Origin of the sequence: Kitasatospora sp. NPDC127116, assembly GCF_042677365.1 — a bacterium.
GTDB classification, from domain to species: Bacteria; Actinomycetota; Actinomycetes; order Streptomycetales; family Streptomycetaceae; genus Kitasatospora; species Kitasatospora lactacystinica.
This window is the reverse complement of the sequence record NZ_JBHXTL010000003.1, coordinates 23,624-48,550: the sequence shown is the minus strand read 5'-3', so window position 1 is coordinate 48,550 and position 24,927 is coordinate 23,624. Positions and strand designations below refer to the sequence as shown.

The window sequence follows — 24,927 nt, the reverse complement described above, 5'->3', positions numbered from 1 at the left end:
GGCCGATCATCACCATCTTGATGACGCCGATCAGCAGGTACCTCCGCCCGCGCGGAGGTTAGCCGGACGCCGTGGAGACCCTGGCGACCAAAAATGTTTTCTCCGCCCACGCGGAGGTTCGGCGAGGTCCTCCTTCTCCTGGGCGTTCCTAGCCTCGTGCTCTCCGCCCACGCGGAGGTTTGCCGATCTTCGCGGCCTCGTCCTTCGGAGCGTACATGTGCCCTCCGCTCGCGCGGAGGTTGGCCGCCGACGCCGCCCTTGAGCAGGCCGCCAATGCTGTGCTCTCCGCCGACGCGGAGGTTGGTCGCCGCACCTGATGCTCGCCCAGACGCCTTGGCCGCGCTATCCGCCCGCGCGGAGGTCGGCCGCAGCCGTCAAAGGTTCGGATATTGAGATCGACTCACTCTCTGCCGCACAGAGGTTGGCCGCTGTTCGGGCACGTCCGCGGCCTGAATGCCCGGCTCTCTCCGCCCGCTCAGAGGTTGGCCGCACCCGTGGATGATGGACAACGTCGTGCGCCAGTCCTCTCCGCCCGCGCGGAGGTCGGCCGTCGACGGCGCTCGCGGTGCCGGCCGTGCTGCGGTGCTCTCCGTTCGCGCGGAGGTTGGCCGAACCCCGCCCTGCAAGCGCAGATTGCCGCACAGTTCTCTCCGCCCGCACGGAGGTTGACCATGCTGCACAACCAGAGTCCGTGTCAGAATGATGTCTCCACCTACGCGGAGGTTCACCGTCGTAGTTCCAGACGGCGGCCTGCTTCACAGTGCTCTCCGCCTGCGCGGAGGTTGGCCGTAGGCGTTCGCGAACTAATGCGTCCCGACGACGTGCACTCCGCCCACGCGGAGGTTGGCCGGGCCGGTTCGGGGGCATGAACGGGATCATCGAGCCCGCTCCGCCCGCGCGGAAGTTGGCCGGACCGCGCCCAGGGTTTTACCACTGACACTGCGTGCCCTCCGCCCGCGCGAAGGTTGGCCGTCCGTCATAGAACAGACAGTTCGAGCCCTGGTGTCTCTCCGCCCTCGCGGAGGGTGTCTCGGCAAGGGTGAAACTGACCCCTGAGCGGCGATGGTCGATCACCCCGACGACTCGGAAGCCGCACTGCTTGGCGAGGTCGGCGGTCCGGGGCACCTGGTCGATGCTGCCCTCGCCCCCGTGCCGACCGCGGCAAGCCGACCGCCGCGGGCGGAGAGGGGCAGCTTGGTCGGCGGGCGGCGGTGGTTGGCCGCGACGAGGATCGCGACATCGAGCGGGAATTCGGTGACTGCGACGGCCAGCGCCGTGATCGCGGGCGGCAGCTGCGTGGGAGCTACCTACGGTCGCCCTATGACGGCGCTGCCGCCCCGCCCGGCCGCTGCGGAGGGCCGGCGCCACACCCCGCTCTTGTGCAGTGTCAACAACGGGGCGGAGCCATGCGGACGGTGTCGAATTCGGCAGATCGGCCCGCATTTGGGCTGTGGACCGGGCGAACTTCCGATTCCTGGCTCCAGGGTCGGAACGCATCCACTACCCGAGCCGGAATCCGTTTCCCGCCGCCACCCGGTGTTGCACCGTGGAGACGTCCTGAAGCCCAGTGGAATTCGCCGAGCAGGGTTTTCACGCGGCCTGCGCCGCCGGTACCCTGGCCGAAAGGGGACACGTGGGCCTTCGGCTGGCTGGTCCCCGGGGGCAGCTCCTCACGGCCCGCCCGGAGGGTCCTGGTCCCCAGCTGGTCCCCAGCAAGATCGTTTAGGGGTGTTCGCAGGTGGCTCGTTTCCCTGACGGGGCGTCATGCGAAAGGCCGCTGACCTGGGATTTCTCCCGGCCAACGGCCTTTCCGACTCGCGTCGGGACGACAGGATTTGAACCTGCGACCCCTTGACCCCCAGTCAAGTGCGCTACCAAGCTGCGCCACGTCCCGTGGTCTCGGCGCCTGCAGCGGGGCCTGGGGGGCTCTGCTGTGGGCTTCTCGACCTTGTCTCCGGTTGTCCCGGCGACGTGGAAAACAATACAGCACGTCGGGGGGTGCTCGCTGCCAGGTTTGGGTGGGTGGGTCAGGGGGTGGGGTGGCGGGCGTCGTAGGTGAGGAAGGCGGGGCGGCGGGCGGCGAGGAGGAGGACGGCGGCGACGCAGGCGAGGCCACCGGTGATCACGGAGGTGGCGGGGTTGGTGAGGGCGGCGACGGTGCCGGACTCGAAGTCGCCGAGGCGGGGGCCGCCGGCCACGACCACGATGAAGATGCCCTGGAGGCGGCCGCGCATCTCGTCCGGGGCCGCGACCTGCATCATCGTGTTGCGGAAGATCATGCTGACAGTGTCGGCGCAGCCGGCGACCGCGAGCAGCAGGAGCCCGAGCCAGAGGTTGTGGAGGGCGCCGAAGGCCGCGATGGCCAGGCCCCAGGCGGCGACGGCGGCGAGGATGGCGGCGCCCTGGCGGTGCACGCGGCCGACCCAGCCGGAGAAGAGCGCGCCGATCAGGGCGCCGACGGCCGGGGCGGAGACCAGCAGGCCGACGGTGCCGGCGTCGCCGCCGTAGAAGGTGACCGCGATGGCCGGGAAGAGGGCGCGCGGCATGCCGAAGACCATGGCGGCCAGGTCGGCGAGGAAGCTGGTTCGCAGGTTGGGCTGGTCGCGCAGGAAGCGGAGGCCGTCGAGGACGGAGGCGCGGCCCTTGCGTTCGCCGAGCGGCCGCATGGCGGGCAGGCGCCACATCGCGTAGAGGGTGCCGGTGAAGGCGACGGTGTCGATCAGGTAGGCGGCCTGGGCGCCGTAGGTGCCGATGAGGACGCCGCCGAGCATCGGGCCGACGGTGAGGCCGAGGTTCATGCTGACGGTGTTCAGGGCGTTCGCCGCCGGGAGTTGGTGGCTGGGCACCAGGCGGGGGATCATCGCGGACCGGGCGGGCGAGCTGATCGCGAAGAACCCGGCCTGGGCGGCGACGGCGGCGTACAGGACGGCGACCAGCCCGAGGCCGGCCAGTGCCTGCGCGGCCAGGGCGGCGGAGACGACGGCCAGACCGGCCGAGCCGATCAGGCCCAGCCTGCGCCGGTCGACGGTGTCGGCGATCGCGCCGCCGTAGAGGCCGAAGGCGACCAGCGGGACGAGGGAGAAGATGCCGACCAGGCCGGTCGCGAAGGCGGAGCCGGTCAGTTCGTAGACCTGGACGGAGACGGCGACGGCCGTCATCTGCTGGCCTATGGAGGAGATGGCCTGCCCGGCCCAGACCCGGCGGTAGTCGGGGTGGTCGCGCAGCGGGCTGAGGTCGGCGAACGCCCGCCGGTACCAGGGTGAGCCGGCCGCCGGTCCCGGCCCGGGTCCGCCTCCCGGCCCGGGATCGGGTTCTGACTCGGCGGCGGAGTGCGAGGAGGTGGAGGGGGCCGGGGAGGGCGTGGACGCCGAGGGGGCCGAGCCGTGCGAGGTGGGCGGGGCGGGCGACGAGGACCGCGACGACGACGGGGACGACGTGGAATGTTGATTGTTCGACATAGTCCCCCATGCTCCGCTCCGCCCCCGGACGGTCTCCCACCGGGGCCCGTGCCAGGGCCCGCCCGTGCCAGGGCCCGCCCGAGCCGGAAGACGCCCGGGCCGAGCCGCGGCCCGGACCCGCCCGAGCCGAACCGCAGCCCGGCCTCGCCCCGTCCGGGCCGCTACCGGCTCAGCACCTGCCTCTCCCCCGCCTCCACCGCGAAGTCCAGCCGGTTGCCCGGCGGCGGGAAGGGGCAGATGAAGTGGTCCGAGAAGGCGCACGGCGGCAGGTAGGCCCGGTTGAGGTCGAGGACGGTGCGGCCCTCGGCGTCGGGCGCCGGCAGGGTGATGAAGCGGAAGCGGTAGGTGTCGATGCCGCTGGTCGCGTCGGCGATCACGCCGCTGAGCCGCCCGCCCGACCCGCTGACGGTCAGGGTGCGGTGCTCGCCCGCCACGGTGAAGGCGATCTGCCCGGAGACGGCCAGCGGGCGTTCCCTGCCGTCGGCGTTCGGGACGACGACCGACCGCGCGTCGTCGTCCTCGAACGGGGTGAAGACGGCGGGCACGGCCCACTCGGGCGCGTACGGGTAGGCGGAGATGCCGGCGAACGCGACCCGGCGGGGTGCGGCCGGGTCGAAAACCCGCAGGGCCAGCTCGCCCTCGCGCTCGATCGGGACGAGCAGCAGGGCGCCCAGGGTGGCGGTGTCGGCGGCCGGGTCGCTGTCCGGGCGGAGCAGCACCTCGCCGTCCACGGGTGCGCCGGCGCCGTCGACCGTGATGCCGTCGGAGGCCGCGGCCCGGACCCGCACGCCCTCGGCGTCGGCCCACCAGTGCCCGGGCAGGCCGGGGACCTCGGCCGGCTCGGGCTCCAGCCAGTGCGTGCCGGTGAGCGCGAGCTGGCCGTGCTCCGCGCTCACCGACGCCGCCCGGCCGTCGCTCCAGTGCTTCCAGTCCTCCGCGGCTGTCGCCGTCATCGGTCCACCCTCCCGGTCGGTTCGCGGACGGCCCGCCGTTCGGGCCGCCCCTCTCGGTCATCCACAACACCGTCCGCTCGGACGGATCATTCCCGTCGGCCCGGAACCGCCGGAACCGCAACACGGCGGCAACGCGCCGACACGCGGCACAACCCGGGGCACGGAACCGGCCGCACGCATCGCCTACCGGTCACCTACCCGTCGCGGCGCTTCAGCGGACGGAACAGTCCCTCCTGCATCACGGACACCACCAGCCGACCGTGCCGGTCGAAGATCTGTCCGCGTGCGAGGCCGCGCGCGCCGTGCGCGATCGGGGACTCCTGCTGGTACAGCAGCCAGTCGTCCGTCCGGAACGGCTGGTGGAACCACATCGCGTGGTCGAGCGAGGCCATGTCGAAGTTCCGGTCGCCCCACAGCGGCTCGACCGGGGCGCGGACGGCGTCCAGCAGCGTCATGTCGCTGGCGTAGGTGAGGGCGCAGACGTGGATCAGCGGGTCGTCCGGCAGTCGGCCGTTGGTGCGCAGCCAGACGCCGCTGCGCGCCTCGACGCCCTCCAGTTCCTCCTCGGTCCAGCGCAGCCGGTCGACGTAGCGGATGTCGAAGGGCTGGCGGCGGCTGATGAACGGGGGCAGCTCGCCGAGCCGGGAGCCGACCTCGTCCAGGGCGCTGGGCAGGTCCTCGGGGGCGGCGACGGCCGGCATCGGGTACTGGTGCTCGATGCCGCCCTCCTCGGGTCTGTGGAAGTCGGCGGTGAGCGCGAAGATCGACCGGCCGCCCTGGATGCCGAGCACCCGGCGGGTGGTGAAGGAGCGGCCGTCACGGATCCGGTCGACCTGGTAGACGATCGGCACGCCGGGGACTCCGGGGCGCAGGAAGTAGGCGTGCAGCGAGTGGACCGGGCGCGCGTCGTCCACCGTGCGCCCTGCCGCGACCAGTGCCTGCCCGGCGACCTGGCCGCCGAACGTCCGTTGCAGCGCCTCCTCGGGACTGCGCCCACGAAAGATGTTGAGTTCGATCTGCTCAAGGTCGAGCAGATCGACCAGGTCGTCGACGGGGGTACCCATGCGCACGCTTCCTCTCCGGACTCCGAATGCATTCTCCAGCTCACTCGAATTCTCCGGCGACCCGGGTCATTCCCGCGCAGCAGTCCGGAACCCCCGGTTCACTCGAACGAGTAGACGAGCGACGGCCCCGTCTCCCGGGGCTACTCCCCCAGGCCCGACTCCCGGACCGTGATGTTGAGCCGCCCGACCAGTCCAAGGGCCGGATCGGCCGTCCCCGGCAGCGTCCGCACCACCCCGTGGTACGCGAACCGGGCCGGACCGCCGAACACCAGCAGGTCCCCGCTGCGCAGTTCCAGGTCGGTCCACGGACGGGTCCTGGTCTCGGCGTTCCCGAGCCGGAAGACGCAGCCGTCGCCCAGCGAGAACGAGACCACCGGCGCGTCCGCCCGCTCGTCGCGGTCCTGGTGGAGCCCCATCTTCGCGCCCTGCGCGTAGTGGTTGACGATCGCGATGTCCGGCTCGTACGACGCCGCGCCCGCGATCTCCCCCAGTGCGGCCCCGTACGCCTCGGCGACGGCCCTGCGGGCCAACTCCCCGAGCAGCGGCGGGAACGGCTTGACGGGCGCACCGTCCTCGGCGACCCGCCGGTACCCGTACGGGTACCAGTGCAGGCCGAGGCTCACCATCCGGACGGACATCATCCCGCCGGTGGGCATCCGCACGGCGTGCAGGCCGGCCGGCGGGCGGGCCCACTCCCGGCAGGCGGCGACCAGGCGTTGCTGAGCGCCGGGGTCAAGCCAGCCGGGCAGCAGGACGGCGCCGGGGGCCGGTTCGGAGCGCTCGCGCCCGTCCGGGCACCCACCCGGGTCGCCGAACAGCTCACCCTGGATCACCCCACCATCCTCCCGCACCGCGCCGGCCCACGAACGCCGACGGCCGCTCCCCCGGTCGGCGGGAAGAACCCGCGCGACGGAGAAGCGGCCGTGGAAGCCGTGCACATGAACACATCGGAACGTCAGCACATCCGTACGTCGGTACATCCGTACATCGGTACGTCAGCACGTCCCTACGTCCTGATGTCCGTACGTCGGCACGTGGGCACGTCCGCACGTCGGCACATCGGTTCGTCAGCACCTCGACAGGTCGGCGCATCGCCACCCGGTCGGGCACCGGCGCCGTGAACCCGGCAGCCGATGCCGGCTGCGCACGGGACCGACCTCAGCGCTCGGTGAGACCTCAGATGCTGAGGGTCTGGCCCGGGAAGATCAGGTTCGGGTTGCCACCGATGACCTTGGCGTTGTTCTGGTACAGGTCGTGCCAGTCCAGGCCCTGCGCGGCGGCGATGGAGCTCAGGGTGTCACCGGCCTTGACGGTGTAGTCGCCCTTGGCGGCCGGCTTGGCGTCGTTCGAACGGTTCCAGGACTTGGCGCCCTGGTCGGCCTTCGGCGCGGACTTCTGGGCGTCGGCCTTCGACGCATCGGCCTTCGGGGCGGCAGCCTTCGGCGCGACGGCGTCGGTCTTCGGCGCGGCCTGGGCCTTGGGGGCGGCCTTCGGGGCCTCGGCCGGCTTGGCGGCGGCCTTCGGGGTCTGCGCCGGCTTGGCGGCGGTCGAGCCGGAGGTGGAGCCCGCCGAGGTGTCGACGGCGGCCGGGGCGCCGCCCTTGGTCAGACCGGCCTTGACGGAGCAGACGGGCCAGGCGCCCGGGCCCTGCGAGGCGAGGACCTTCTCGGCGACGGCGATCTGCTGCGCCTTGGTGGCCTGGTGGGCCTGCGGGGCGTAGGCGGTGCCGCCGAAGGCGGCCCAGGTGCTGGAGGTGAACTGCAGGCCGCCGTAGAAGCCGTTGCCGGTGTTGATGGCCCAGTTGCCGCCGCTCTCGCACTGGGCGACGGCGTCCCAGGTGGAGACCGAGGCGGCGGAGGCCGAGGTGGCCGTGACGAGGCCGGCCACCGGCAGGGCCGCGACAGCGGCGCCCGCCACGACCGCCATCCGAACGCGGTTGCGCTTGGTGACGGTGGAGGTGGTGGCAGCGGCGGTCTCGTTACGGAAGGTCATGGGGTTCCTCTCGACAGCCCCGGGCGGACATGCGGAACCAGGCCCTGGAAGGGGCCTCGTTCGCTTGCCGCGTCCGTCGGACGGCCGTGCACGTGTCGGACGTGCCGCTGCCGCCCCGGCCACCCAGCCGCTCGCCGACGACCTGTTCGAGCGATCGCGTCGGCGGGCACCTGCCGCACCCGGCGGACCGGGGGGCTGTGCGTCGGGGGTGAACCCGGGTGGCGCTCGTTGCGCCGACCAAGAAGCTACGAGCCGGTCGACGAGGAAGCCAAAACTTCAACGATTTGCCCAGCTCAGCCGGGGGTTACCGCTGGTAATGACCATGCAATCATGACCGAAATGTCCGCTTTGGCCGTTGATTCCTAGATCAAACATCAGTGCGGCGTGACCCACCTCACTGTTTGATTCCGGCAGTCCCGGCACCGACATCGACAGATTGCGACCACGGGAACACGCCACGCGGTCGGATCAGACGCAATTCCCGTCAGCCTCGACGGGCACCCGTGACGCCTGACACAAGGGCCCGTTGGGCATGGCGACCTCCCTGTGTCCGCACCGAACCCCCATCCGCACCCATCCGAGGAGACCCTGTGCCGCGCATGCTCGACGTCAGCGACGAGGTCCGGTCCGAGATCGGCGACGACGAGGCCGACCGGCTGCTAGGCGGTGACCGCGCCCCCGACAGCTACGAGTGCACCTCCTGCCGGACTCCCGGCGACACGCACGTGGAGCCCACCAGCACCGTGCTGTTCGTCGGCGAGGAGACCGCCGTCCTCGCCTTCGCGCACGCCCGCTGCATCCCCTCCCAGGTGGTCCCGGTCTCCGAGGAGCAGCTGGCCGGCGCCGTCCGCAGCATCAGCCAGTCCCAGCCCGGCGGCCCGGACCTGGCCGTCCCCGCCGCCGCGCCGGGCGCCCCCGCGCCGGGCGCCCCCGCACCAGTCCCCGCCCCGGCCCCGGCCGCGCCCGGCGGACCCACCCCGACCCCGCCGGCCGCGGCCGGCCAGGCCGCCATCCTCGGCATCACCTGCGGGCTGGTGCTGCACGGCAAGGTCGGGCACGCCTCGCTGGTGGTCGAGCCGACCGGGCCGGTCGGCCGCCCCGGCAGCACCTCGGGCGAGGACGAGTTCCTCGACCTGCTCCACGACGCCGGCTTCCAGCCCGTCACCGACCTGGACGAGACCCCGGACCAGCTGCCCGGCTGGTCCGTCCTGGTCGCGATGGGCAAGCTGCACGCGGTCCTCCAGCCCGCCGCGGCCGGCGGCAGCACCGGCTGGTGGCAGGCGCACCAGCCGCTCCAGGTCACCGACGCCTGGCGGATGGCCGCGAACCAGCTGTCCGAGGTGACGATGTACGCCGTCCCGGCCGGCATGGTCGGGCGCCAGCCCCGCGAGGACCTGCTGCGCCAGGCGCTGGAGCGGGCGGTGGCGCTGGGCCAGGTGGTCGCCGCCTCCCTCCCGCTCGCCGGGACCTGATCCGTCCCGGCGCCCGGTCCCGCCCCGTACCCGCCGGAATGCGGCCTCCTCCCCCGTGGCCGTCTTCCGGCGGGCGGGCGCGCGCCCAGCGCCCCAGCGCCCCAGCGCCCCGATACGCCCAACACCCCGGCGCACCGCCCGGCCCGTACCCCGGCGCCCCCGTACTCCGCCCGGCGCGCCCTCCCCCTCCACGCTCCGGCGTGTGGGCGCACCCACACCCCGGCGCCCCGCATCCCCCCGCCCCTCTCACTCGTTGGCTCCTACGTGTACAGCTACGACGTCTCCGCAGCCCCCGGCCGGTCCGCCACCGCCTCGCGCTCGATCCCGGGCATGCGCCCGTCGTACGACGCCGAGCACCCGCACTCCGCCACGCCGATCTACGACGAGCTGTACTCCGAGTACCGGCGCCTCTTCCGTGCCCTGCCCGGCGACCGCTCGGGGGAGGAGGACCTGAAGTTCACCGGCTTCGCGGTCCGCGACGGCTACCCGGTGCTCGGCGAGCAGCGCCCGTACCCGCCCCAACAGCAGGCCTTCCACACCCTCGCGGGCCAGGCACCGGGCCTCCCCCAGCTCATGCCGAGCTCCCAGCACCACGGGTCCGGGCCGACCGGCGGCCACCAGCACGGCCCTGCCGGTGCCCAGCAGCACAGCCACAGCGGCGCTCACAGCGGCACCCACACCGGCGCCCACGCCAACACCCACACCGGCAGTCACCACGGAAGTCACACCGGTGATCACAACGGCGCGCACACCACCGGAAGCCACGTCGGCGGCCACACCGGCGCCCACACCGCGAGCCTCACCACCGGCCGTCACCACGGCCACCCCGGCAGCCACTCCGGCAGCCACCCCGAGCCCACCGCCACCACCCCCACACCCGCCGGCGACAGCCCGGGCCACGCCACCGCAGCCCCGGCCCAGGAGCAACCCGCCCTCCCCGCCGCCCAGTTCACCAACGGCCAGGGCTGGGTCGCGACCGGCTACCTGGGCTCGTCCCCGCACCCCACGCCGATGCCGGTCCCCGCGCCCCAGCCCCCGGCACCGCCCGCACCCTCCCCGGTGATGGGCACGGTCTCCGGCCTCGCCCCCACCCGGTCCACCGGCGGCCGCCACCGCCAGATGCTCTCGCTGCCCCCTGGTCCCACGGTCGACCACCGCTGACGACCGCCGGGCCCCGGGCGGACCCGAGCGGGGCCCCAGGCCGAACCGGATCGACTCAGACCGAGACGGGCCAGGCCGGGCCTGACCAGGCCAGACGCGCCCCCGCTCCCCCCGTCCCCCGAAAACGCCGGAGGGCCCCGCCACCACTGCGGCGAGGCCCTCCGGCCGTCGGTCGGCGGACCGACCACTCCTTCTCCCTACTACTACTTCTTCTTGCGCTTCTCCCGGACCCGCACCGAGATCGAGATCGGCGTCCCCACGAACCCGAACTCCTCACGCAGGCGGCGCTCGATGAAGCGCCGGTAACCGGCCTCCAGGAAGCCCGAGGAGAACAGCACGAAGCGCGGCGGACGGACGCCGGCCTGGGTGCCGAACAGGATGCGCGGCTGCTTGCCGCCGCGGATCGGGTGCGGGTGGGCGGCGACCAGCTCGCCGAGGAAGGCGTTCAGGCGCGCGGTCGGGATGCGGGTCTCCCAGCCCTCCAGCGCGCTCTCGACCGCCGGGACGAGCTTCTCCATGTGCCGACCGGTCTTGGCCGAGACGTTGACGCGCGGGGCCCACTGCACCTGGACGAGGTCGCGCTCGATCTCGCGCTCCAGGTAGTAGCGGCGCTCCTCGTCCAGCTGGTCCCACTTGTTGTAGGCGATGACGACGGCGCGCCCCGCCTCGACGGCCATCGAGATGATCCGGGTGTCCTGCTCGGCGAGGGTCTCGCTGGCGTCGATCAGGACGACCGCGACCTCGGCCTTCTCCAGTGCGGAGGAGGTGCGCAGCGAGGCGTAGAAGTCGGCGCCGGCGGTCAGGTGGACCCGGCGGCGGATGCCGGCGGTGTCCACGAACTTCCAGGTCTTGCCGCCGAGCTCGATCATCTCGTCGACCGGGTCACGGGTGGTGCCGGCCAGCTCGTTGACGACGACGCGCTCCTCGCCGGCGACCTTGTTCAGCAGGCTGGACTTGCCGACGTTGGGCCGGCCGATCAGCGCGATGCGGCGCGGGCCGCCGGGGGCGGCGTCGCCGAAGGTCTGCGGCGGGGCCTCGGGCAGCGCGTCCATGACGGCGTCCAGCAGGTCGCCGGAGCCGCGGCCGTGCAGGGCCGAGACCGGGAACGGCTCGCCCAGGCCGAGCGACCAGAGGTAGGCGGCCTCGGCCTCGGTGGAGGGGCCGTCGACCTTGTTGGCGCACAGGACGGTCGGCTTGCCCGCCCGGCGGATGAGCTTGATCAGGGCCTCGTCGGTGTCGGTGGCGCCGACGGTGGCGTCCACCACGAACAGCACCGCGTCGGCCTGCTCGATGCCCAGCTCGGCCTGGGCGGCCACCATGGCGTCGATGCCGAGGACGTCGATCTCCCAGCCGCCGGTGTCGACCACCTTGAAGCGGCGGCCGTTCCAGCTGGCCTCGTAGGTGACCCGGTCGCGGGTGACGCCCGGCTTGTCCTCGACGACGGCCTCGCGGCGGCCGATGATGCGGTTCACCAGGGTCGACTTGCCGACATTCGGGCGGCCGACGACGGCCAGCACCGGCAGTCGGACGTGCTCGGCACCGTCCACGGCGTCGAAGCCGTCGAGGTCGAAGCCCTCTTCGGCGGCGAGTGCCATGAACTCGGCGTAGTCGGCGGCGTCCAGCTCACCGTGGCCGGTGGCGGCGTGCTCTGCGGTCATGTTCGTCTGTTCCGTTTCCCGGCCCGGCCCTTCCCAGGGGCGTGCCGTGCGTACCTGCCCCGCTCGGGGCAGCGCGATGGTTGTCTCCGCGGCACCTCGACGGCCCGCGGTTCACTTCGGTCGTTGGTCGGTCGGCCCGGGTGTGCTCGGACCGGTCCTGATCGGACCGGCGGCCGCCGGTCAGACCGCGGACAGTCCGGCCCGCTCCTCCACCAGCCCGGCGATCCGGTCGATCACCTGCTCCAGGGTGAGGTCGCTGGTGTCGACCAGGACCGCGTCCGCGGCCTGGGCCAGCGGGGCCGTCTTCCGGGAGGAGTCGGCGGCGTCGCGGCGGGCGAGGTCGGCGGCCATCGCGGTGATGGTCGCCTCCTCCACGCCCTTGGCGCGCAGCTCGGCCGCCCGGCGCGCGGCCCGGGCCTGCTCGGAGGCGGTCAGGAAGACCTTGACGGTGGCGTCCGGGAACACCACGGTGCCCATGTCCCGGCCCTCGGCGACGATGCCGCGCTCGGCGACCTCGGCGCAGCCGCGCTGCAGCTCCACCAGCCGGGACCGTACGGCGGGGACCGCGGACACGGCGCTGACCTTGGCGGTCACCTCGGGGCCGCGGATCGGGCCCGACACGTCCTGGCCGTCCACCGTGATGGTGGGGCCGTCGGCGTCGGTGCCCGAGACGATCACCGGCTTGCCGCACGCGACGGCCACCGCCTCCGGGTCGTCGACGTCGACCTCGTTGGCCAGCATCCACCAGGTCATCGCCCGATACATGGCGCCGGTGTCCAGGAAGCTCAGGCCCAGCCGGGCGGCGACCGCCCGCGAGACGGTCGACTTGCCGGAGCCGGAGGGTCCGTCGATGGCGACGACGACCGGGGCGTGCGCTCGGTCGGCAGTGTCCACGGGGCGAACCTCTCTCGAAGCATGGGAGCCGGAGCCTGGGCAGGCGGACGGCCGGGGATTGTCTCCCTCAAGGTTAATGGACCGCCGCCGTGACACTCTCCGCCGCTGTCCGGCCCGCCCGGTCGAGACGGACCGACCGGTCAAGACGGACCGACCGGTCGAGACGGCCCGGGTGGCGTGAACCGGTCGACCTCGGCCAGTCGACACGAATTGGTCGGTAAAGACTAATCGATACCGACCGGTCGACTCGGACCGGTCGAACTCCCAACATGCCGGTACGCCGGTATGCCAGTACCCCGTGTACTGGTACCCCAGGTACACCCGGTACACCCGGTACACCGGGCACAGGCCGGGCCGCTCGCCGGGGAACGTCAGTCCCGGACGCTCCAGCCGCTCGCCCGCAGCGCCTTGGTCAGCCGCTTCACCGCCGTCGGCGCGACCGACAGCTGGACGAAGCCGACCTGCTGCCCGGTCGAGTGCTCGATGACGACGTCCTCGATGTTGACCCCGGCGTCGCCGACCTCCCCGAACAGCCGGCCCAGCTCGCCCGGCTGGTCGCCCAGCACGACCGCCACGGTCTCGTACCGGGTGGGCGGTGCCCCGTGCTTGCCGGGGATCCGGGCCTGACCGGTGTTGCCGCGCCGCATGACGGCCTCGATCCCGGCCGCTCCGGCCTGGCGCTCGTCCTCCTCGACGGCTTCCATGGCGCGCAGCGCGGTGACCGTCTCGGCGAGGTCGCGGGCGACCCCGTCCAGGACGTCGGCGACCGCGCCCGCGTTGGCGGAGAGGATGTCGACCCACATGCCGGGGTTGGAGGCGGCGATCCTGGTGACGTCGCGCACGCCCTGACCGGACAGCCTTATGGCGGTCTCGTCGGCGTTCTCCAGCCGGGCCGCGACCAGCGAGGAGACCAGCTGCGGGGCGTGCGAGACCAGGGCGACCGCCCGGTCGTGCTCGGCGGCGTCCATCACGATCGGCACCGCGCCGCAGAGCGCGACCAGCTCCAGCGCGGCGTTGAGCGTCTCGGTGTCGGTGTCCGCGGTCGGGGTGAGCACCCAGGGGCGGCCCTCGAAGATGTCGGCGCGGGCGGCCAGCGGGCCGGACCTCTCACGGCCGGCCATCGGGTGACTACCGATGTAGTGGACGGTGTCGCAGCCGAGCTCGGCGATCTCGCCGCTCGGGCCGGCCTTCACGCTGGCGACGTCGGTGTACCAGTGCGCCAGGTTGCGGCGCTGGCAGTCGGCGAGCACCTTGCCGACCAGCGCGGGCGGGACGGCGATGATCGCCAGGTCCACCGGGCCGTCGACCGGGTCGGTGATGCCCGCGCCGAGCGACTCGGCGGTACGGGCCGCGTCCGGGTCGGCGTCCTCCAGATGGACGGTCAGCCCGCGAGCGGTCAGCGCGAGCGCGGCGGAGGTGCCGATCAGTCCGGTGCCGACGACGACGGCAGTGCGCATGGCGGGTCGCTCTCCTCATCACGAATCTCGACAGGTGCCGGGACCGTTCGGGAGCACCCGCGCCCCATCCTCCCTCATCCACCCCGCCGAAGTCCCCACCCACTGCCCGGCAACCCGAACGGCAGCCCCGGCAGCTTCCGGCACCGGCAACCGCCACGGACCCGCCCCCGTCCCACACAGTGCGCACGTCGGACCCGGAAATCCTGCGACGCCCGCCCCGAAGCGGGGCAGACTGGCCGCCCGGAGGAAGGCGCGGGCTGCACGGAACCTGGGCAACGCAGAAGAAACGGACCGGCAGCAGAACGGTTCAGGACAGTCAGAACAGCAAGCAGAGGCGAACAGGGCAGGCATGCGGGCGAGCCGGAGGCCCGCACGGCACAACAAGCACCGCAGGACGAACACCGCACAACGAACGCCGCACAACAAGCACCGCACGATGAGCACCGCACCGCCGACGCCACGCGGCGGGGGAACACCTCGGGGAACACGCGAACGAAGGGGTTGCGCATGGACGATCAGCACAACGGCCGGAGCGGGCAGTCGAAACCGCCGGCCGTACCGGCCCACCCGTCGGTCCTGGACTCCGTCGTGGTGTACGCCGAAGGCGCGGTGTGCCGCCGACGGGCCACCGTCCCGGTCCCGCCCGGGGGACGGCTGCGGCTGACCGGTCTGCCCGCCGCCCTGGACGGCCGCTCGCTGCGCGCCCGGGTGCTCTCCGGACCGGCCGGCACCGCCGTCACCGAGGCCCGGCTGGAACTGCTCGCCGAACTCCGAGAGCCGGATGAACTCCCGGACCTGAAGCGGGCGCTGGACGAGGCCACAGAGCGCCGCAGCACGCTCGCCGAGCGCCACCGGCTGGTCCTGTCCTCGATCGCCGAGACCGCCGCACTGCGCGCCGTCCCGCCGCAGCGCCGACGCGACGAGCCGCTGCGCCGCACGCCCGCCGACGCGTGGCTGGAGCTCGCCGACTTCGTCGACGAGCGGCTGGCCCGGCTCCAGGAACGCGCCGAGCAGCTCACCCGGGAGCTGGAACTCGCCGATCACGAGCTCGACTTGGCCGCCGACCGGCTGGAACGGGCGTCCACCGCCGACCGAGCCGAGCCGATCGGCACCAGCACCACCGTCCTGCTCACTCTCACCGCTCCCGACACCACCCCCGACACCACCCCCGGCACCACCCCCGGCGCCACCGCGGGCACCGCCGCCCTCACCACCCCCGGCACCACCGAGGACACCGCCCCCGACGGTGACCACCTCGACGTGGAACTGGAACTGGAGTACGGCGTCCCCGCCGCCCGCTGGGTGCCCGCCTACCGGTTGTCCTACCGGACCGGCTCCGACACCGCCCACCTGGTCCTGCGCGCCGCCGTCGCCCAGCGCACCGGCGAGGACTGGACGGGCGTGCGCCTCGCCCTGTCCACCGCCGACCTCGACCGCCGCACCGACCTGCCCCGGCTCGCCTCGCTGCGGATCGGGCGCAGCCAGCCCGCCCCGCCGCCCTCCGGCTGGCGCGAGCCCCCGGCCGGTCTGACCGACCTCTTCACCGGCTACGACGCGGCCGACGCCGACCGCCCCGCCCCGCACCACCGCCTCCACGGCACCGCATCCCGCCCGATCGTCGCCTCCACCCCGACGCCCGTCTCCGCCGCCCCTGCCGCCCGCTCGGCCCGTCTCGGCGGCGCACGTCCGGGCGGTCCCCGGGCCGAGGCCTTCGGGGCCGACGAGCAGATCGCCCCCGCGGCCGGCCCGTACGGCGGTGGCCTGCTGAGCGCCGACGAGCCGATGCCCCCGCCCCCGGGCGGCCCTGGTGGCTTCGCGGGCTACGGCGCCCCGCCGCCGCTCCTGTCCCCGGCCCCGGTCGCCGCCTACGCACCGCTGCCGCAGGCTCCGGGCGGCCTCCCGCCCGGGGAGGCCCGCCGCCGCGTCGGCCACGCCGCCCCACCGCCGCCTCCGCCCGGCCTCGCCCCGGACGCGACTCTGCTCGACTACCCCGACCTCGTCCTGGCCGGCCCGGAGGAGCCCCCCACCCGGCGCGGCACCCTGCACGCCCGCCCCGAACGGATCGAGCGCGAGGAGCAGGCCTGGCCCCCGCCCGGCGGCAGCGGTACCGCGCAGCTGCGCACCCTCGCCCTGCCCCGGCACGCCGTCCCGCCCCGCGAGTCGGCCGGCTCCTTCGACCACCGCTTCGACGCCGCCGCCCCCGCCGACATCCCGTCCGACGGCACCTGGCACACCGTCACCGTCGGCGAGATCCCCCTCGCCGTCCGACCCGAGTACGTCACCGTCCCCGCCGTCGAGGAGAAGGTGTACGCGACCCTGGTGCTCGCCAACCGCACCGACCAGGCCGTCCTGGCCGGCCCGGCCGAGGTCACCGTGGACGACGAGTTCCTGCTCACCGCCGCCCTGCCCACCCTGGCGCCCGGCGGCACCCGGCGGCTGGGCATCGGCGTCGCCGAGAGCATCGAGGTGGCGCGCCGCACCGAGCTGCACGAGTCCACCACCGGCATGCTGAAGGGCAACAGCACCGTCCTCGACCACCGGGTGCACGTCCGGCTGGCGAACCGGCTCGCACGCGCCGTCACGGTGGAGGTCCGCGAGCGGGTGCCGGTCGCCTCCGACGCCGAGATCCGGATCGAGGAGCGGGCCGACTGGCACGCCCCGACCGTCTCCGCACCGGACTGCCCGCCCAGCACCCGGCTCTGGCGCGTCGACCTGCCGCCGGGCGGGCGCACCGAGCTGGACGGCGGCTACCTGATCAAGATCCCGGCCGGAAAGGCCATCGTCGGCGGAAACCGGAGGAACTGAGCGATGACCGTCGAGAACCTTCCCCTCCCCGTCACCGCCGTGACCTGCCTGGAGGACCGCAGCCAGGTCGAGCGCACCACGACGGTCGGGCTCGCCGCGGGCGTGCAGCGGCTGCGCCTCGGCCCGCTCACCGCCCTCGCCGTCGACCGCACCCTGCGCGCCGAATCCGCCACCAACGGCGTCCGGGTGCTGGACGCCCGGCTGGTGCGCGACTGGACCCCGCGCGCCCCACTGCCGCCCGGCCCGGAGGACTCCGAACTGCGCCACCGGCTGCACCGGCTGGACGCGGAGACGCGCCTGGCCGACCAGACCCGGGCCCGGTTGGAGGCCCGCCTGGCACTGCTCGCCCAGCTCTCCGCCGACCTGCTGCGCGAGATCGGCGAAGGCGCCGGCCTCGGCGAGCTCGAACCCAACCGCTGGGCCCGGGAGCTCGGCCGGGTGGACACCGAACGCGAGCGCTACGGCGAGGACCTGCGCGCCACCCACTCCCGGCTGCGCCGCCTGGAGCAGGAGCGCTCACAGGCCCTGATCGCGCTGGACCGGGCGGAGGAGGACCCGGCCGAGCTGACCGCCCACCTGGAGCTCACCGTCGAGGCGGCACGGCCCGGCCCCGCCGCGCTGACCGTCTCCCACCTGGTGCCCTGTGCGCTGTGGCGGCCCTCCTACCGGGCGACCCTGGACGGCACCGACCTGCGCCTGGAGTCGGAGGCGGTGGTCTGGCAGCGCACCGGCGAGGACTGGACGAACGCCCGGCTCACCTTCTCCACCGCCCGCTCCGCCCTCGCCACCGCCCCGCCCGCGGTCGCCGAGGACGTCCTGGTGCTGCGCGAGCGCACCGACGAGGAGCGCCGCACGGTCGAGGTCGAGCTGCGCGAGGAGGCGGTCGCCACCCTGGGCGCGGACTCCCGGGTTCCGGGCGTGGACGACGGCGGCGAGGTCCGGGTGCTGCCCGCCCCCGCCCCCGCGACCGTGCCCTCCGACGGCCGCGCCCACCGGGTGCCGCTGGGCGCCTTCACCGGGCCGGCGAGCAGCGAGTACGCCTGCGCCCCGGAACTGTCCCCGCTGGTCACCCAGGTGGTCCGATTCCGCAACACGGCCGGGCACCCGCTGCTGTCCGGCCCGGTCGAGCTGGTCCGCGGCAGCGGCTTCACCGGCCGCGGCGAGCTCCGCTTCACCGCCGCCGGAGCCGAGGCCGACCTGTCCTTCGGCAGCTCGGACGGCTACCGGGTGGTCCGGGAGACCGAGGAGCGCCAGGCCACCGCCGGCCTCACCGGCCGCCAGACCACCACCCGGACGGTCCGGCTGCACCTGTCCCGCTTCTCCGGCCCGGAGGAGCGCGACGAGCGGATCGTCACGGTGCGCGAGCGGGTCCCGGTCAGCGAGGTGTCGGCGGTCGAGGTACGGCTGCGCAAGGAGGAGTGCGCCCCCGCGCCGGATTCCTTCGACACCGAGGGCATCGTCCGCTGGGACGTCCCGCTCGCCCCGGGCGCCCGGCGCACCCTCACCCTGGTGTACGAGGTGTCCGCGTCCGCCAAGGTGGCCGGACTCTGACCGCTGCGGTCGGCACGGCGGACACCGCCGTGCCGATGACGGCCGCTCAGGACCAAACCGGAGACAACGGGTAGAAAAGGAAGCATGATCCTCCACCTTGCTCCCCTGGACGACTGGCTGGCCGACCCCGGCCGCCCGTACGCCACCGCGTCGCTGCTCACCGACGGGTTCATCCACTGCTCGGCGGACGAGCAGACGGCGCTCGCGGTGGCCAACGCCTTCTTCGCCGACACCCCCGAACCGCTGATGGTGCTGCTGATCGAGGAATCGCTGGTGGAGCCGATGGTGAAGTGGGAGGCCCCGAACGGCGCCCCGCCACCAGGGGCCACCCCCGGTGTGCTGTTCCCGCACATCTACGGGCGGCTGAACCGTACCGCCGTGGTCGGCCTGGAGAAGGTCGAGCGCGGCGCGGACGGCCGCTGGGCCGCACTCAGCCCCTGGAGCTGACGGGACACGACCGGGGAAAGTTATGACAATTCCCGGGGTTCACGCCGCTCTGGGGGTTCACGCGAATCCCGGGGTTCACGCGGTTCCGAGGAGCCGGCAGCTCCCCCGCTCCCCGCCGTTCCCGCGGAACACAGGGAACACATGGAGCACACGGAACACGCGGAACACGCGAAACACGCGAAATGTCATAACAATGCGGATGGCCACGACTCCACGAACCGTCGCGCCGTCACGACACCAAGAATTGTCACAACATTCCCTACAGCCACCCCCGCTCCCTGGCCGCCATCCCGGCCTGGAAGCGGGTGGTGGCGCCCAGCGAGCGCATCAGGCTCTGGAGGCGGCGCTGGGTGGTCCGGGCGCTCCAGCCGAGCGAACGGGCGATCGACTCGTCGGTGAGCCCGGCCGCCAGCAGGCCCAGCAGCTTGCGGTGGTCGGCCTCCGGTCCCGACGCACCATCGTCCGATCCGGCCTCCGCCTGCAACCGCACGGCCCGCTCCCACTCCGCCTCGAACAGCGTGTCCAGCGCCTGGAGCAGCGCCGAGGGGTGGATCACGTACGCGGCGTCCAGCACGCTGTCGCCGACGCTGATCGGGATGATGGCCATCCGGTCGTCCGAGATGATCATCTTCATAGGCAGCGCCGGCCGGACCCGCGCCTCCTCGCCGTCCTCGACCCCGGCCAGGATGTTCTTCTCCAGCCGCCCCGGCCAGGCCACCGCCTCCCGGTCGTAGATCGTCCGGAACTTCACGCCCTCGCGCAGCCGCCGCCTCTGCAGGGGCATCGGCGCCACCGGGTCCTGGATGTACGGCGGACGGTCGAAGCCGCGCACCTGGTACTGGCTGGTCTCGGTGATGTGCTCCAGCCGCTGGGCGATCGCCTCGCCGCCCGTCAGCACCTCCACCGAGTGCGCCGGGTCGGTGTACCGCGAGGCCTCCCGGAAGGCGTCCATCAGCCGGTGCATCTCGGCCCGGGCGTAGCGGAGCTCCGACTCCCGGTGCCCGATCAGCGTGCCGATCGCGACGTCCGGCGGGACCGGCAGGTAGCGGTGCCGGTCCACCGGCGCCCGGGTGGCCATGCCCTGCTGCGCCAACCGGTCCAGTGCGCGCACGCTCTGCTGGAACGTCAGTCCGCAGCTCTCCGCCAGCTCCTCCGCCGTGGACTGCGGGTTGGCCACCAGTGCCGCATAGACCTGCCCGTCCGGCTCCGCCAGTCCCAGCGCGCCGAGGGCCTGTCCGCCGGCCCGTCCCAGTGCTGCATCGGACACGACGCCCTCTCCCCCTGCTCGCCCGTTCCCGTTGGCTCGTTCCCGCCCCGACCCGCGCGCCCCGTGCTGGCGCAGTCCCGCCACACCGCGGCGTGGTGCTCCGGTGGCCATCCTCGGCCACGGATCATGACGCTGACAAGGTCGTGACCAGCGGTTGCGTCCCGGCTCACACCACTCGTCCGAAACGTGGACGCCCGCAGTGCCCGCCCGCACACACCCCACACGTGAACACCCGCACATCGACACCCGCCCGCCCCGGCCCGGCATCCCCGGGAACGCCGGAGCCCCCGGCCGCAGCAGGTGCGGCCGGGGGCTCCGGCAGAGCGGGCAGGGACGGGCCTACAGGCCGACCTCGCGCATCAGCTGGCCGACCTCCGGGTTGGTCAGACGGCGCAGCCAGCCCGACTTCTGGTCGCCCAGGGCGATCGGGCCGAAGTGGGTGCGCACCAGCTTCTCGACCGGGAAGCCGGCCTCGGCCAGCATCCGGCGGACGATGTGCTTGCGGCCCTCGTGCAGGGTCACCTCGACCAGGTAGTTCTTGCCGACGTTGGAGATCACCTTGAAGCTGTCGGCGCGCGCGTAGCCGTCCTCCAGCTCCACGCCCTGGGCCAGCTGCTTGCCCAGGTCGCGCGGGATCGGGCCCTGGATCGCGGCCAGGTAGGTCTTGGTCACGCCGTAGCGCGGGTGGGTGAGACGGTGGGCCAGCTCGCCGTGGTTGGTGAGCAGGATGATGCCCTCGGTCTCGGTGTCCAGGCGGCCGACGTGGAACAGCCGGGTCTCCCGGTTGGTCACGTAGTCGCCCAGGCACTGGCGGCCGTCCGGGTCCTCCATGGTGGAGACCACGCCGGCCGGCTTGTTCAGCGCGAAGAACAGGTAGGACTGGGTGGCGACGGTCAGGCCGTCCACCTTGATCTCGTCCTTCTGGGGGTCGACCCGCTTGCCCTGCTCGGTGACGCGCTTGCCGTTGACGTCGACCCGGCCCTGCTCGATCAGCTCCTCGCAGGCGCGGCGGCTGCCGACGCCGGCCCGGGCCAGCACCTTCTGCAGGCGCTCGCCCTCGGGCTCGCCGAAGGTCTTGGGGAGCTTGACGGCCGGCTTGTCGTGCCGGGCGAGGACGGCGTCCTCGATCTTGGCCTGCAGCTCGCGCGAGCGCTGCGGCTGACGGCGCGGGTCGCCCGGGGCGCCCTGGCCCTCACGGCGCGGGCGCGGGGCCGGGCCGGGGCGCCGGCCGGTGTAGCCGCCGCGGGCCGGGGTGGCGTTGGGGCCGCCGCCGTACTCGGGGCGGTCGTACTTGCGCTCCTCGGGCCGCAGCGGGCGGTCCGGGTAGCGGCGGTCGTCACGCCGGTCGTCACGGCGGCCCTCGCGCCGGTCGTCACGACCGTACGAGCCGCCGCGCGCGCCCGACCCCGAAGCGGAGCCGCCGCGGCCACCGCCGCCGCCGTACGAGCCCGACCCCGAGCCGGAGCCGCCGCGGCCACCGCCGTACGAACCCCCGCGCGCGCCCGAGCCGCCGCCGCGGCTGCCGCTGCTGCTGCCGTAGGAGCTGCCGCCCCGGCCCCCGCCCTGCCCGCCGCGACCGCTCCCGCCGCCGCTGCTGTTCCTGCCGTTGCCACTGCTACGCATCAAAGTGTCCGTACGTCGTTCCGTCTGGGATGTGCGGTCGTTTCGGCCGACCTCACCGCCCCCTACCGATCGGGCCCGGCCCGATCGGCCTCGCCACTGCCGTCCGCGGCCTGCGCGGCAGCGGCGGCGACCGCCTCCGCGATCATCGTGCCCTCCAGGGACTCCGCTTCCACGTCGTCGACCTCGGGCAGGAAGGGAGCAAGCTCCGGCAGCTCGTCCAGGCCGCGGAGCCCCATCCGTTCCAGGAAGTAGTTCGTCGTCCGATACAGGATCGCACCTGTTTCGGGCTCGGATCCGGCCTCTTCCACCAGTCCTCGCTGTACCAGGGTACGCATCACGCCGTCACAGTTCACACCGCGGACGGCGGAAACCCGCGATCTGGACACCGGCTGCCGGTAGGCGACCACCGCCAGGGTCTCCAGTGCGGCCTGGCTGAGCCGGGCCTGCTGCCCGTCCAGGAGGAAACGGTCGACGGCCGCGGAACAGGTGTCCCGGCTGTAGAACCGCCAGCCGCCCGCGACCAGCCGCAGGTCGAAACCGCGGCCCTGGGCCGTGTACTCGACGGACAGCTCCCGCAGCGCGGCCGCCACCTCGGCCCGGGACCGCTCCAGCACCGCTGCCAGCCGCTCCTCGGCCACCGGCTCGTCGACGACCATCAGGACGGCCTCCAGCTCGGCCCTCAGCCCGGCGTCGGCGGCCCCCTCGGCACCGGAAGTCGGCCGGGCCGACTTCTGACGCACGAGACGGGCCTCCGCCACCGCCCCACCCCCCGCCGGTCCCTCGGGTACTGCGGGCTCCGCAGGCCCGGCGCGCTCCCCCGACTCCACCAGCCCGACCGGCGCCGCAGGCTCGACCGGCTCGACCGGCTCGACACGCTCAGTGCGCTGCACGCGCTCCGCGGGTTCCACCGGCCGGACCGGGTCCACCGGCTCCGGCAGCAGCTCGAAGGCCGGTTCCAGCCACTCCTCGGCCCGCGGCCGCCCGGGCAGCCCCAGCGGGCGCCGCACCAGCCGCCCGCCCTCGTTCCCGCCGCTCATCGCCGCTCGCCCTCCTCGCCCTCGCCGACCTCGCCGCCCTCGCCGACCTCGCCGACCCCGCCGCCCTCACCGACCTCACCGACCTCGCCGACCTCGCCCGCCGGCCGGTCGAACTCGTCCGTGACCTCGACCGCCACCCGGCCCTCCTCGGCCACCCAGCGCACCACCAGCTCGCCGAGCGCCTCCGGCTGCTCGAAGGCGAGCACCCGCTCCCGGTACAGCTCCAGCAGCGCCAGGAACCGGGCGACCACCACCAGGTCGTCCGGCGCGTCCTCGACCAGCCGCTGGAACGAGGCCTCGCCCAGCTCGGTGAGCAGCCCCACCACCAGGGAGGCCTGCTCGCGCACGCTCACCGGCGGGGTGTGGATGTGGTCCACGTACACGACCGGCGCGGGCCTGGGCGCCATCGCCTTGGCCGCCAGCTCGGCGAGCCGCTGGGGCCCGACGCTGATGACGACCTCCGGCAGCAGTTCCGCGTGCCGGGGCTCCAGGGCGGCGCTCCGGGGCCGGCGCAGCAGCTCGGCCGCCCAGCGTTCGCCGAACAGCGCGGCCGCCCGCTTGTACGCCCGGTACTGGAGCAGCCGTGCGAACAGCAGGTCCCGGGCCTCCAGCAGGGCCAGGTCCGCCTCGTCCTCGACCTCCGCCACGGGCAGCAGCCGGGCCGCCTTGAGGTCGAGCAGGGTGGCGGCCACCACCAGGAACTCGGTCGCCGCGTCCAGGTCCCAATCCGGGCCCATCGCCCGGATGTACGCCATGAACTCGTCCGTGACGGTGGCCAGCGCCACCTCGGTGACGTCCAGCTTGTGCTTGGCGATCAGGCTGAGCAGCAGGTCGAAGGGGCCCTCGAAGTTGTCCAGCCGTACCCGGAAGCCGCCCCGCGACTCGTTCTCGGCCGCGCTCACGGCAGTGGCGGTCGCGGTCGCGCTCACAGCAGAAGCAGTGACGGTCGCGCTCGCGGCGGTGGTGCCCGGTGTTTCGGAGGTTCCGGAGGCTTCAGCGGTTTCAGCGGTTTCGGCGGTACTGGGCATGACGGTCCATCTTCACCCGGTCCCGCCCCCAGCCCCGCCCCGGGGCCACCGACACGCCGTTCCGCCGGGCCCGGACCAGCCTCCGCCGGCCTTCCGCCCGCCTTCCGCCTGCCTTCCACGTGGCCTCCGCCCGGCGCTCCCGGGCCCGTACGAGGTCCTCGGCGCGGCAGCCGACCCGTTGGACCGACCCCGGATCCCCGGGAACGCCCCTCCGGAGCCCGACACGGTCCTCGGGCGCCGGGACCCCGCCCCGGCCCCACCCCGCGCCCCTGGGCGCCTTCCCGACGCTCCGCGCCCCCTCCGACGCCCGCGCGCCTGCGCGCCCTGCGGTGCCACGCCACCCGCCCGGCGGCCTCCCCACGCCGGGCCCGCGGCCCCTCGACACCCGGCGGTACAAACCGCCCCCACGAAGCCGGCGGTACGGACCGCCCCCCTCGACGCCCGGCGCCAACGGCCGGCCGCCCTTCCGCGCCGCCTACCGGCCGCGCAGGCGCCGAACCAGGATCGAGGCCTCGCCGCGCTGCTCCAGGTCCGCCAGGACGACCGCGATGGCCTCCCGGACGATCCGCCCGCGGTCCACGGCCAGGCCGTGCTCGCCGCGCAGCACCAGCCGGGTGTGCTCCAGGTCCATGAGCTCCTCGGCGGACACGTACACCGTGATCTTCTCGTCGTGCCGCTCGCGCCCGCTGGGCCGGCGCGGCGCGCGGCCGCGCGGCCGGGCGCGTCCGGCGGCACCGGGCTGCTCCTCGGCGGCGCCCTGGTGCGTCCGGGCCGCCGGGGCGGAACCGGCTCCGCGGCCGCCCTGGACGGTCTTCCCGGCCCCGGCGGCGCCTGCGGCCACGGGCCCGACGGTCGCGCCGGAGCGCTGGACGGGCGGCTGCGCGGGCGCCGGCACCGAGCCGGGCGCCTGCTGCCCCGGCGTCACCTGCCGGTCGTCCTGGACGCCCTGGGCGGAATCGGTGCCCTCGGCGCCGTCCGGCTGGCCGTTGACGGTCCGCGCGGTCTCCGGTCTGGCTGCCTCGGCGGCCGGACGCGGCGCGAGGGAGGGCGACAGCGCCAT

At 74.0% G+C, this 24,927-nt stretch carries 18 protein-coding genes and 1 tRNA gene; 5 read left to right on the top strand and 14 right to left on the bottom strand.

Going from position 1 to position 24,927, the window contains the following annotated elements:
- Positions 1-1,820: 1,820 nt before the first annotated feature.
- The 6 genes from ACFVHV_RS01990 to ACFVHV_RS01965 all read right to left on the bottom strand — a co-directional run bounded on the left by ACFVHV_RS01990 (position 1,821) and on the right by ACFVHV_RS01965 (position 7,467).
- Positions 1,821-1,894, bottom strand: a tRNA-Pro gene (locus ACFVHV_RS01990).
- A gap of 133 nt (positions 1,895-2,027) precedes the next feature.
- Entirely contained in the window at positions 2,028-3,458 is a 1,431-nt protein-coding gene (locus tag ACFVHV_RS01985) for an MFS transporter (protein WP_380348125.1), read from the bottom strand.
- Positions 3,459-3,619: 161 nt separating this feature from the next.
- Positions 3,620-4,411: a DUF1684 domain-containing protein gene (locus ACFVHV_RS01980; protein ID WP_380348123.1), complete on the bottom strand. Its 792-nt coding sequence runs from the start codon at positions 4,409-4,411 to the stop codon at positions 3,620-3,622.
- Positions 4,412-4,605: 194 nt separating this feature from the next.
- Positions 4,606-5,475: an acyl-CoA thioesterase gene (locus tag ACFVHV_RS01975; protein WP_380348121.1), complete on the bottom strand. Its 870-nt coding sequence runs from the start codon at positions 5,473-5,475 to the stop codon at positions 4,606-4,608.
- Positions 5,476-5,615: 140 nt separating this feature from the next.
- Complete coding sequence (locus tag ACFVHV_RS01970) at positions 5,616-6,305, bottom strand: alpha-ketoglutarate-dependent dioxygenase AlkB family protein (RefSeq protein ID WP_380348292.1); 690 nt, start codon at positions 6,303-6,305, stop codon at positions 5,616-5,618.
- 346 nt (positions 6,306-6,651) lie between these two features.
- A complete protein-coding gene (locus ACFVHV_RS01965) occupies positions 6,652-7,467 on the bottom strand; it encodes a transglycosylase family protein (RefSeq protein WP_380348119.1) in 816 nt (271 codons plus the stop codon).
- 590 nt (positions 7,468-8,057) lie between these two features.
- Here ACFVHV_RS01965 and ACFVHV_RS01960 point away from each other — a divergent pair.
- Positions 8,058-8,939 carry a hypothetical protein gene (locus ACFVHV_RS01960; RefSeq protein ID WP_380348117.1) on the top strand — a complete coding sequence of 294 codons (882 nt, stop codon included), beginning with the start codon at positions 8,058-8,060 and terminating at the stop codon, positions 8,937-8,939.
- A 264-nt stretch (positions 8,940-9,203) separates the two neighbouring features.
- Positions 9,204-10,100: a hypothetical protein gene (locus ACFVHV_RS01955; RefSeq protein ID WP_380348115.1), complete on the top strand. Its 897-nt coding sequence runs from the start codon at positions 9,204-9,206 to the stop codon at positions 10,098-10,100.
- Between the two features lie 203 nt (positions 10,101-10,303).
- On the opposite strand, the gene der is transcribed toward ACFVHV_RS01955, so the two are convergent.
- The 3 genes from der to ACFVHV_RS01940 form a co-directional block, all read right to left on the bottom strand.
- Entirely contained in the window at positions 10,304-11,758 is a 1,455-nt protein-coding gene (der, locus tag ACFVHV_RS01950) for a ribosome biogenesis GTPase Der (RefSeq protein WP_359899217.1), read from the bottom strand.
- Between the two features lie 180 nt (positions 11,759-11,938).
- Positions 11,939-12,652, bottom strand: a complete 714-nt coding sequence (gene cmk / locus ACFVHV_RS01945; protein WP_359899216.1) for a (d)CMP kinase — start codon at positions 12,650-12,652, stop codon at positions 11,939-11,941.
- Between the two features lie 371 nt (positions 12,653-13,023).
- Positions 13,024-14,109, bottom strand: a complete 1,086-nt coding sequence (locus ACFVHV_RS01940) for a prephenate dehydrogenase (RefSeq protein ID WP_359899214.1) — start codon at positions 14,107-14,109, stop codon at positions 13,024-13,026.
- A 507-nt stretch (positions 14,110-14,616) separates the two neighbouring features.
- Here ACFVHV_RS01940 and ACFVHV_RS01935 point away from each other — a divergent pair.
- The 3 genes from ACFVHV_RS01935 (at position 14,617) to ACFVHV_RS01925 (ending at position 18,912) form a co-directional block, all read left to right on the top strand.
- Positions 14,617-16,914: a DUF4139 domain-containing protein gene (locus ACFVHV_RS01935; RefSeq protein WP_380348112.1), complete on the top strand. Its 2,298-nt coding sequence runs from the start codon at positions 14,617-14,619 to the stop codon at positions 16,912-16,914.
- A gap of 3 nt (positions 16,915-16,917) precedes the next feature.
- Positions 16,918-18,465: a mucoidy inhibitor MuiA family protein gene (locus ACFVHV_RS01930; RefSeq protein WP_380348110.1), complete on the top strand. Its 1,548-nt coding sequence runs from the start codon at positions 16,918-16,920 to the stop codon at positions 18,463-18,465.
- A gap of 84 nt (positions 18,466-18,549) precedes the next feature.
- Complete coding sequence (locus ACFVHV_RS01925; protein WP_380348108.1) at positions 18,550-18,912, top strand: DUF952 domain-containing protein; 363 nt, start codon at positions 18,550-18,552, stop codon at positions 18,910-18,912.
- Positions 18,913-19,171: 259 nt separating this feature from the next.
- On the opposite strand, the gene ACFVHV_RS01920 is transcribed toward ACFVHV_RS01925, so the two are convergent.
- The 5 genes from ACFVHV_RS01920 to ACFVHV_RS01900 all read right to left on the bottom strand — a co-directional run bounded on the left by ACFVHV_RS01920 (position 19,172) and on the right by ACFVHV_RS01900 (position 24,927).
- Positions 19,172-20,179, bottom strand: a complete 1,008-nt coding sequence (locus ACFVHV_RS01920) for a helix-turn-helix domain-containing protein (protein ID WP_359899207.1) — start codon at positions 20,177-20,179, stop codon at positions 19,172-19,174.
- Between the two features lie 339 nt (positions 20,180-20,518).
- A complete protein-coding gene (locus ACFVHV_RS01915; protein WP_380348106.1) occupies positions 20,519-21,802 on the bottom strand; it encodes a pseudouridine synthase in 1,284 nt (427 codons plus the stop codon).
- Between the two features lie 62 nt (positions 21,803-21,864).
- Positions 21,865-22,458: an SMC-Scp complex subunit ScpB gene (locus ACFVHV_RS01910; RefSeq protein ID WP_380348290.1), complete on the bottom strand. Its 594-nt coding sequence runs from the start codon at positions 22,456-22,458 to the stop codon at positions 21,865-21,867.
- A 377-nt stretch (positions 22,459-22,835) separates the two neighbouring features.
- Positions 22,836-23,768 carry a segregation and condensation protein A gene (locus ACFVHV_RS01905; RefSeq protein WP_380348104.1) on the bottom strand — a complete coding sequence of 311 codons (933 nt, stop codon included), beginning with the start codon at positions 23,766-23,768 and terminating at the stop codon, positions 22,836-22,838.
- Positions 23,769-24,342: 574 nt separating this feature from the next.
- Complete coding sequence (locus ACFVHV_RS01900) at positions 24,343-24,927, bottom strand: hypothetical protein (RefSeq protein WP_380348102.1); 585 nt, start codon at positions 24,925-24,927, stop codon at positions 24,343-24,345.